This window comes from Oscillibacter sp. KLE 1728, assembly GCF_934833455.1.
GTDB classification, from domain to species: domain Bacteria; phylum Bacillota; class Clostridia; order Oscillospirales; family Oscillospiraceae; genus Oscillibacter; species Oscillibacter welbionis.
On record NZ_CAKVVF010000082.1, the window covers coordinates 1 to 9,093 of the forward strand.

8 protein-coding genes are annotated in these 9,093 nt (G+C 60.4%); all 8 read right to left on the reverse strand.

Annotated features, from left to right (window positions below; genetic code table 11):
- Positions 1 to 52: 52 nt before the first annotated feature.
- Complete coding sequence (locus tag QVE23_RS09015; protein WP_136891381.1) at positions 53 to 952, reverse strand: AEC family transporter; 900 nt, start codon at positions 950 to 952, stop codon at positions 53 to 55.
- Between the two features lie 85 nt (positions 953 to 1,037).
- Positions 1,038 to 2,039 (reverse strand): galactofuranose ABC transporter, permease protein YjfF, encoded by a 1,002-nt coding sequence (gene yjfF, locus QVE23_RS09020; RefSeq protein ID WP_021748032.1) that lies wholly within the window; start codon positions 2,037 to 2,039, stop codon positions 1,038 to 1,040.
- A complete protein-coding gene (locus QVE23_RS09025) occupies positions 2,036 to 3,067 on the reverse strand; it encodes an ABC transporter permease (RefSeq protein WP_309452332.1) in 1,032 nt (343 codons plus the stop codon). Before QVE23_RS09025 ends, yjfF begins: the two co-directional genes overlap by 4 nt.
- Positions 3,068 to 4,546 (reverse strand): sugar ABC transporter ATP-binding protein, encoded by a 1,479-nt coding sequence (locus QVE23_RS09030; RefSeq protein ID WP_305148300.1) that lies wholly within the window; start codon positions 4,544 to 4,546, stop codon positions 3,068 to 3,070.
- A gap of 161 nt (positions 4,547 to 4,707) precedes the next feature.
- A complete protein-coding gene (locus tag QVE23_RS09035; protein WP_119310437.1) occupies positions 4,708 to 5,721 on the reverse strand; it encodes an ABC transporter substrate-binding protein in 1,014 nt (337 codons plus the stop codon).
- Positions 5,722 to 5,907: 186 nt separating this feature from the next.
- Positions 5,908 to 7,362: a sensor histidine kinase gene (locus QVE23_RS09040; RefSeq protein WP_287967984.1), complete on the reverse strand. Its 1,455-nt coding sequence runs from the start codon at positions 7,360 to 7,362 to the stop codon at positions 5,908 to 5,910.
- A 5-nt stretch (positions 7,363 to 7,367) separates the two neighbouring features.
- Positions 7,368 to 8,867, reverse strand: coding sequence for a helix-turn-helix domain-containing protein (locus QVE23_RS09045; RefSeq protein WP_287967986.1), 1,500 nt, complete (start codon positions 8,865 to 8,867; stop codon positions 7,368 to 7,370).
- Positions 8,845 to 9,093: hypothetical protein (locus tag QVE23_RS09050; protein WP_287967988.1), on the reverse strand; the 249-nt coding region annotated here is incomplete at its 5' end. The genes QVE23_RS09045 and QVE23_RS09050, both read right to left, overlap by 23 nt.

Sequence of the window (9,093 nt, forward strand, 5' to 3'; positions counted from 1 at the left end):
TTCCTGGAGGCCGCGGCTGCCCCCTGCCCGGAGCACAACGCAGCGGGCGCCATCACATCAGGCACACCAGCAGCGTAAAGGCCAGGCTGATGGGGATGCAGAGGGAGTGGATCGCCCCCACGGCGCCGGAATCACAGCCGCACCGCTCACAGTAGGCCAGGGAGACAGAGGGCACCGGCGCCAGAAGGCTCAGCGCCAGCACCTGCCGGATCCCGGCAGGCAGCGGCAGCATCCAGCAGACGGCGGAGGCCGCCAGGCCGAATCCGTAGCGCAGCAGAACCACCCGCAGAACGTCGGACCGGCTCTCCTGCGGAATCCGCGGCTCCAGCAGCAATCCGATCATCAGCATCGCCAGAAATGCGTTGGCTTGGCCGAACATCCCCGCCACGGTGTAAACCGGCTGCGGCAGGCGCAGGCCGAGCAGCCCCAGGAGCAGAATGACCAAAAAGGTGTCGAAGGGCACGGAGCGGAGCATTCTGCCCAGAACGGAGCGGACCGTCAGGCGCTCCCCGCCGGTGAGGGCGGCCGTCAGCGCATAGGCGCCGCCGCAGTTGAAGGGGCTGTTGCCCGCGTCAAACATGGAGACGGCCAGCAGCATGTCCGGCGGCAGAAAGCTCTGCACAAAGGGCAGGACAAAGGTGCCGATGTTGTAGCTGGGGGCGTTGAGCAGGTAGAGCGCCCGGACGGGCCCCGGCCGCCCCCGGGTCACCAGGGCGGAGACAGCCAGCAGCAGGACATTGGCGGCTGCTGCCGCGGCGAGAACCGCCAGCAGGGACGGAACCAGCCTGAACGCGCTGAAGCTGGAGAGGAGAGCCCCCGGCAGCGTCAGGTTGACGATGATCCTGGACAGCAGACGGGCATCGCCCTGCTGAAAGACGCCCCGTCTCTTGAGAAGGTATCCCAGCGCCACGATCAGCAGCAGCCCGCCGGTTTTGATGAGTAAAGCGTCCATGCCGAAACCTCCTGAAATGGACACAGCCACCAGGACGTGCCTGGTGACTGTGCCGGAAAAAAGAAGAAAAGAAGATTGGGAAAAATCAGTGCTCAGAGTTGAGGCGCTGCCGGCTGCGGCTGACCACCGCCTGGATCACAATGAACAGGCACAGCAGCAGGGCGATGATGATGCGCGTCCACCAGGCGGAGAGCGTCCCCTGGAAAGTGATGAAGGTTTGGATCACACCCTGGATCAGCACGCCGAGAAGGGTGCCTGGCAGGAAGGCCACGCCGCCGGACATCAGCGTGCCGCCGATCACGGAGGAGGCGATGGCGTCCATCTCCATGCTGACGGCGTGGAGGGGATACCCGGAGAGCATGATGAGGGAGTAGACCACACCGGCCAGCGCCGAGCAGAAGCCGCACACCACGTAGGCGAGGATTTTCGTCCGTTTGGTGGGAAGGCCCATCAGCTGCGCAGACATCTCATTTCCGCCCAGCGCGTAGATGTTCCGGCCGAATCGGGTGAACTTCAGCACCAATGTGGCCGCAACCAGCGTCACCAGCGCGATCACCACGCCCACGGAGATGAATCCGCCGGGCAGGACATAGATCCGTGCGGACGCCAGCGAGGTGTACACGGGATTGTCAATAACAATCGTCTCCCGGGAGATGATCGCCGTCATGCCGCGGGCGAAGAACTGCCCCGCCAGCGTGACAATGAAGGGCTGCATGTTGAATTCCGTAATCAGCCAGCCCTGGACCAGGCCGAACACAGCCCCCATGGCCAGCACGATCAGGATGACGGCGGGCGCGGGCAGGCCCGTGTTCTGCAGCATCTGCGCCGACGACATACAGGTCAGCGCCACCACAGAGCCGATGGAGATGTCAATCCCGCCGATCAGCAGGACAAAGGTGATGCCGATGGTGGCAATAATCAGGGCCGCGTTGTCGATCAGCAGGTTGCAGAACACCTGGGGCTTCATGAAGCCCCGGTAGTTCATCATGCCGACCACATACAGCAGCACGAACAGGCTCAGGGTGATGCCGAAGGAAAAATACCGGGAACCGACCAGGCGGTCTTTCAGGCTGCTCTTCTGCTTCATCTCTGCTTCACCGCCTTTTCTGCTGTGCGCTTCTCCAGAACACCCTTGAATTTTTCGGACTGGAGGAGGCAGATCAAAATGACCACAAGGGCCTTGTATACCGGCAGCTGCTCCGAGGAGACGCCCAGCGCGTACAGCGTGGTGGTCATCGTCTGGATGGTGATGGCGCCGATGATGGAGCCGCCGATGTAGAATTTGCCGCCGCTGAGAAGCGTTCCGCCCAAGGCCACGGACAAGATGGCGTCCATCTCCATGTTGAGGCCGGCGTTGTTGGGGTCCGCCGCCGCGATCATGGAGGATTCCATCAGTCCGGCAATGCCGGCGCAGATGCCGGAGAAGACGTACACCATAAAGATGATGGAGGAGACCTTGAGGCCCGTGCGCCGGGCGGCGTTGGCATTGATGCCCACCGCCTGGACGAACAGTCCCACAGACGTCTTTTTCTGGATCAGAACCACAAACAGCACCATGAGGGCGGCAATGAAGATGGTGGTAGGCAGGGGGCTGCCGGGAATGGTGGTGCCGATGTAGGTGAAGGGCTCATAGTACACGGTGACATTCTGCCCCTTGGTAATCAGCATGGCGATGCCTCGTCCGGCGGTCAGCAGAATCAGTGTGGCCACCATGGGCTGGATCTTCAGCTTGGAGACCAGGAAGCCGTTCCACACGCCGCACAGGGCGCAGACCAGCACGGCGATCAGACAGGCCGGCAGCAGCGGCATATTGGCGGTGCCGTCCCCTGCTCCGCCGATCAGGGAGCAGCAGATGGCGCCGGAGATGGCGATGACAGAGCCCTGGGAGATGTCGATGCCCCCGGTGGCGATGACGAAGGTCATGCCCATGGACAAGATCACCAGGATCGAAGCCCGGTTGAGAATGTCAATAATGCGCCCGTAAAACTGGCCGTTCTGGAACTCAATGGCAAAAAAGCCGGGGGTGGCAAACGCGTTGAACACCAGCAGCAGAGCCAGGGCAAACAGCGGCAGAAACAGGTGGTTGGACGTCACCTTTTTCACTTTTCCCATCATTTAGGCACCTCCTGCAATGGCTGCCATCACCCGGTCGGAGTTGATGTCGTCGCCGGTCAGTTCCGCCACCTTCCGCCGGTCCCGCAGGACTGCCAGGCGTGTGCAGGTGCGGGTCATCTCGTCAATCTCGCTGGAGATGAAGATGATGGACATGTGCTGCTCCCGGGCCAGCTGGATCACCATTTTCTGGATCTCCGTCTTGGTGCCGATGTCGATGCCGCGGGTGGGCTCATCCAGGATCAGCAGATCCGGCTGCGTCACCAGCCAGCGGGCGATGATGGCCTTCTGCTGGTTGCCGCCGGAGAGGTTGCGGATCAGCTGCTCCGGAGAGGAGACCTTGATCTGCAGCAGCTTGATGTATTCGTCGGCGATCCGCTCCTGCTCCTTCAGGGGAATGTGGTTCCACATGCCCTTTTTGGCCTGAAGGCCGATGATGATGTTCTCCCGGACGGAGAGGTCCCCGATGATGCCCTGGATCTTCCGGTCCTCCGGGCAAAAGGCGATCTTGTGGTGCATGGCGTCCAGGGGGGAGTTGAAATGGACTTCCCGGCCGTTCATCCGCAGTGCGCCCTGTTCGGGCTTGGCCACGCCGGCCAGAAGCTCTGCCGTTTCCGTGCGGCCTGAGCCCAACAGGCCGGCAAAGCCCACGACTTCGCCCCTGTGGATCTGCAGGTCAAAATCCTGGATACGGCCGAACGCGGAGAGTCCGTCGGCCTCGATCAGCACCTCGTCCCCGCACAGGGCGGTGTTTTTGCCCATGCTCTGAATATCCCCCAGCTCCTTGCCGATCATCTTGGAGATCAGCTCCACCCGGGGCAGCTCCGCCACGGCATAGGCGCCCACCAGCTCACCGTTGCGCAGCACCGTGATCCGGTCGCAGAGCTCATAGATCTGATCCAGGAAGTGGGAGACAAAGATGACCCCCAGGCCCTGGGCCTTCAGCTTGCGCACCACTGCGAACAGGCGCTGGGTCTCCTCCTCATCCAGGGAGGAGGTGGGCTCGTCCAGGATCAGCACCTTTGCGTCCACATCCACCGCACGGGCAATGGCAATCATCTGCTGGACGGCCACCGAGTAGCTCCCCAGCGTCTTTGTCACGTCAATGTTCAGATTCAGCGTAGTCAGCAGCTCCGCGGCCCGGCGGTTGATGGTCTTCCAGTCGATGCCGCCCGCCTTTTTGGGCTCACGGCCGATAAAGATGTTCTCCGCCACGCTCAGATTGGGGCACAGGTTGACCTCCTGATACACGGTGGAAATGCCGCACTTCATGGCCTCCAGCGGGCTGGAGGGGGAAATGGGCCTGCCCTCCATGGCGATCTTGCCGCCGTCCTTTGCGTGGACGCCAGTCAGGACCTTAATCAGGGTGGATTTTCCCGCGCCGTTTTCGCCGACCAGCGCGTGGACTTCACCGGAGTGCAGGGTGAAATCCACATTCTCCAGCGCGCGGACGCCGGGGAAGTATTTACAGATTCCCCGCATTGTCAACAGGGCTTCTTCTGCCACAGGTCATCACATCCTTTGTCTTGGATTCGGCGGGTCTGGCATCCCGCCGGAGGCCCTGGGGAGCCAGGGCAAAACAGTCCGCGGGCGGGGAGGACATCCCCCGCCCGCGGGATCATGGAACGGTTGGCGAAAGCCGGTCAATAGGTGCGGTTGGGCAGCTCCTGCTCGGCAATGTCAGCGGGGAAGATCCCCTCTTCCAGCTCAATGGTGGCGGGTACTTCTTCGCCGGCCACAATCTTCTTGGCGGTTTCCATCAGGGTCTCGCCGAAGTTGGGGGTGTGCTCCACGGCGCAGTTCATCTTGCCCTCGATCATAGCGTTGAACTCGCCCTTGGCGGCGTCGATGGAGACGATGACGATGTCCTCACCGGGCTTCAGTCCGGCAGCCTCAATGGCCTGAATAGCGCCCAGAGCCATATCGCCGTTGCAGGAGAAGAGAATATCGATCTTGTCCCCGTCGGACTTCAGGAAGGACTCCATGACCTCCATGCCCTTGGCACGGGTGTACTCACCGGTCTGGGAACAGATGACGTTGTACTTGCCGCTGTTGGGGGATTCGGCCATGGCATCGGTGAATCCCTGCAGGCGGTCGGCGGCCACGGAGGAGCCGACCGTGCCCTCCAGAATCGCCACCTGGAACTGATCGCCGCCGGCACGGGGAGTCTTGCCCTCAGCAGTCATATACTCGTCAACCCAATTGAAGGCATTGGCACCCTCCTTCAGGGCGTCGGCAAAGATGTGGGTCACATACAGAGAGGGGTCCGCAGTCACGCCGCGGTCCACCAGGACCACCGGGATCCCGGCGTCCTTGGCCTCCTGCAGGACCGTATCCCAGCCGGTCTCCACGATGGGGCAGAAGGAGATCACATCCACGTCAGATGCGATGAAGGAGCGGATGGCCTTGATCTGGTTCTCCTGCTTCTGCTGTGCGTCGGAGAACTGGAGGGTCACGCCGGCGGCCTCCGCGGCAGCCTTGATGTTGTCGGTGTTGGCAGTGCGCCACTCGCTCTCAGAACCGACCTGGGCAAATCCAAGGGTGATGCTGTCCTCACTGCCGGCATCGGCGCTTTCCGCGCCTCCATCACTGCAGGCGGCCAGAGACAGGGCCATCGCAGCGGCCAAAACGCCGGTCAACCATTTCTTCAGTTTCATACCTTTCAATCCTTTCTCGCTTTCTTCATCTTCCGAATGGGCGGTCTCGCGCCCTGTGTTAAATAATATACAAGACGCCTCCACCTTTGAAAAGAGGCGCTCCAACGGGTTTTTATTTGAATTTTACAGAAAAAAGTCCGGCCGGAAAGCCGGACTTTTGCTTTTTTCTGCTGCTTCTCAGCTTTTTTACGATTTTGCCGGAATCTGCAGTGTGACCCGAGTCCCGCAGCCCAGCCGAGAACTCACGTGAATGCCGTAATCCGCTCCATAGGCCAGCTGAATGCGCTTTTGAATATTGGGCAGCCCAAACCCGCCCTCGGAAATCTGGCCGAGATCTCCGGCCACCTCCCGTTGCACTTCCTCCAATTTCTCAGGCGTCATGCCGCAGCCGTCATCTGCCACCTGAACCACCCGGCAACCGTCCTTCACATCGGCGCAGACGCGGATGGTGCCGCCCCCCCGCTTCTTTTCAATGCCGTGGTACAGCGCGTTTTCCACAAGGGGCTGCAGGCTCAGCTTTTGGATCCGGCAGTCCAAGGCTTCGGGCTCCGCCTGGATCTCATAGTTCAGGATATCGGCATAGCGCACTTTCTGAATATAGAGATAGCTTTGGATGCAGGACAGCTCCTCCTGAAGGGACACCACTGCGCGGCCTTTGCTGAGGACCACCCGGAAAAACCGGGAGAGGGACTGGACCACCTGAATGACCTGCTCCTTATCCCCGGACTCCGCCAGCCAGACGATGATCTCCAGCGTGTTGTAGAGAAAGTGGGGATTGATCTGTTCCTGAAGCAGCCGCAGCTCCAGCTGCTCCTGGGTGCGGGTGTCCTCCTCCACTTTTTCCATCAGGCGCTGGAGTTTTGCCGCCATGCGGTTGAAGCTCTTGTTGAGGATGGTGACCTCATTCTCCCCGGCATCTTCCATCAGGGCATCAAAGTCGCCCTCCGCCAGCCGCCGGGTGTTTTCCACCAGCGCCTGGATGGGGTCGTTGATGGTCCGGTTGATGCGCATCAGCAAAAATGCCAGAACCGCCACCATCAGCACCACCGCCGCCAGATCCCCCAGCAGCAGCAGCTGAAATCCGGTCTGGAGCATCTGATCAATGGACTCCCCCCAGAGCAGCTCCAGATAAATGTATTCCTCAATCTGGTTGTACACCAGGGCGGAGACATCCCGAATCTGCTCCAGCGTCACATTCTGCAGTTCCAGGGACACGTCCGCATCAATCTCCTGCCCCAGCTTCTGACAGTACCGCTGCAGGGTGCCGAAGGTGCGCGTGGCAATCTGCAGCTGGATCCGGCCGTTTTCAGAATTGTTCTCCTGCTTCAGCAGATACAGCCCCTGGCGAATTTCCTCCATGTGGTGGAAGAGCTGGGTCGTCTCCAGGGTGCGGCGCCCCGCCACCAGATAATAGGCGTCCAGGCTCACGTCATCCCGGACAGTGGGGATCAGCTTGTTTGCGGAAATGACCCGCTCCGCCAGGATATGGTATTCTCCCAAAAAGTGGTGGGACAGGCCGATAACCAGCAGGTTGATACTCAACATCCCCACCAGGATGACCGTAAACCCCGCCAGGATCTTGCTCCGTATGCTCCCACGGCGGCCCAGGGCGGTTTTCAGGGCGCCGGCTGCACGACTCATCCGTCTCATAGCGTGTGGGAGCGGCGGTACTGGCTGGGCGTCTGCCCGGTGTTTTTCTTGAACAGCATGCTGAAATACTCCATATTCTGATACCCCACCCGTTCTCCGACCTCACTGACCCGCAGATCGCTGGTAATCAGCAGGCGTTTGGCCTGGCGAATTCGGACCTCCGTCAGATATTCACTGAACCCGACGCCAATTTTGGATTTGAAAAGCGTGCTGAGGTGGTTGGGGCTTACAGACACTGCATTCGCAACCGAGGAGAGGGACAGCTCCGGGTCCATATAGTGGCGGTCGATATACGCTCTGGCTTGCTCCGCGGAGGGCGTGTGCCGGCTGCCCCCGGGGCGGACCTCCATCACCTCTTCGCAGAGCTGGCAAGCCAGCGTCAGGAAATCATCTACGGAATTCGTCAGCAGAATACGCTTTTCCAGCAGATCCTCCTGGCGCAGGGATTCCGGAAGGGGGATCCGGTTTTCCTGGCAGAACTCATGGACCACAAAGAAAAGCTCTGTATAGAGATAGCAGCGATAGACAAAGGAGGAATACCCGGACTCGATGGTCGGCCGGTAGTGGGCCCAAAATGACGGAAGTGCAGACGGCTTCCCAGTCCGCAAAAAGTCCAGCAGGGTGTCCCGCTGGAAGGAGGTGGAGTGGGACAGCGTCTTGCTGTCTGCGGACTCCCGCTGCTTTTTCTGAATCGTCAGCAGATGGTATGCTTTCGGCAGGTCGCTGAGCCGGGCCGTCTGTTTTCCAGGCAGCAGATGCACGCTCAGTCCCTCCTGCCCGGCCAGTGCCTCCAGCCATGCAGAGAACTCCCGCAATTTCGGGGGAAGCCCGGCCGCGTCTTCCGCCAGCAGCAGGAACGTGGCCCGCCCCCCATCAAAGCCGGAGCCGTATGCCATTGGCGCGGCATACAGCTTGTCCCGCAGCGCCTCCCGATCCGGTATCACACCGTCCAGCTCCGTCAGGATGATCTGGTAGGCTCCTGCAGCCAAAGAGATCCCGAGCTGCGCCGCACGCTGGAGCATCTGCGCCGGTCCCATCAGGATGCCGCTGTACAGATTGCTGAAAAAGAGCTCCCGCTGTGTGATGCTATGGCTCTGCCGCTCAATCCGCCGTGCGCGGCATTCCAAAATCTGCGCCTTGCTGCGGTCCACGGCTTCCAGAATATCCCTGCTGGAGACAGGCTTGAGCAGATAGTCATTTACGCCCAGGGTGATGGCCTTTCTGGCATATTCAAATTCATTGTGTCCGCTGAGGATGATGATGCGGGTATCCGGCAGCTCCTTCCGCACGATCCGGGCCAGCTCCAGGCCGTCCATAAACGGCATCTTGATGTCCGTCAGCAGAATATCCGGCCGTTTTTCCAGGAGCTGCGGCAGAGCGACTTCTCCATCCGGCGCATCCCCCAGGAACAGGATATCGTGTTCCTGCCAAGGAACATTGTCTCGGATACTCTCCCGGGCAATCCGCTCATCCTCAACAAGAAACAGCGAAATCATGAGTCTCCTCCCCATACGCAGTGTTCTGAATTTCAAACAGCTCCCGCCGGCAAATCCCACCGAATCCATTCCATGCAAACGGAGAGGCAGCGTCCCGGCTGTGGAACAGGCGTTTTTCTTTATTATATCGTATTTTGTCGAAAAGAAAAGGTGCTGAATCATTTTTGCGGATTTTCCGGCTGTCGGCGTATATGCAAACCGCCGCACGGACAGGCCCCTCCATCGT

What these genes read in the sequence shown, in the direction of transcription:
- QVE23_RS09030 (WP_305148300.1), bottom strand. Translation starts at nt 4,546, where the DNA reads ATGCGGGGAATCTGTAAATACTTCCCCGGCGTCCGCGCGCTGGAGAAT.
- yjfF (WP_021748032.1), bottom strand. Translation starts at nt 2,039, where the DNA reads ATGAAGCAGAAGAGCAGCCTGAAAGACCGCCTGGTCGGTTCCCGGTAT.
- QVE23_RS09015 (WP_136891381.1), bottom strand. Translation starts at nt 952, where the DNA reads ATGGACGCTTTACTCATCAAAACCGGCGGGCTGCTGCTGATCGTGGCG.
- QVE23_RS09040 (WP_287967984.1), bottom strand. Translation starts at nt 7,362, where the DNA reads ATGAGTCGTGCAGCCGGCGCCCTGAAAACCGCCCTGGGCCGCCGTGGG.
- QVE23_RS09045 (WP_287967986.1), bottom strand. Translation starts at nt 8,867, where the DNA reads ATGATTTCGCTGTTTCTTGTTGAGGATGAGCGGATTGCCCGGGAGAGT.
- QVE23_RS09025 (WP_309452332.1), bottom strand. Translation starts at nt 3,067, where the DNA reads ATGATGGGAAAAGTGAAAAAGGTGACGTCCAACCACCTGTTTCTGCCG.
- QVE23_RS09035 (WP_119310437.1), bottom strand. Translation starts at nt 5,721, where the DNA reads ATGAAACTGAAGAAATGGTTGACCGGCGTTTTGGCCGCTGCGATGGCC.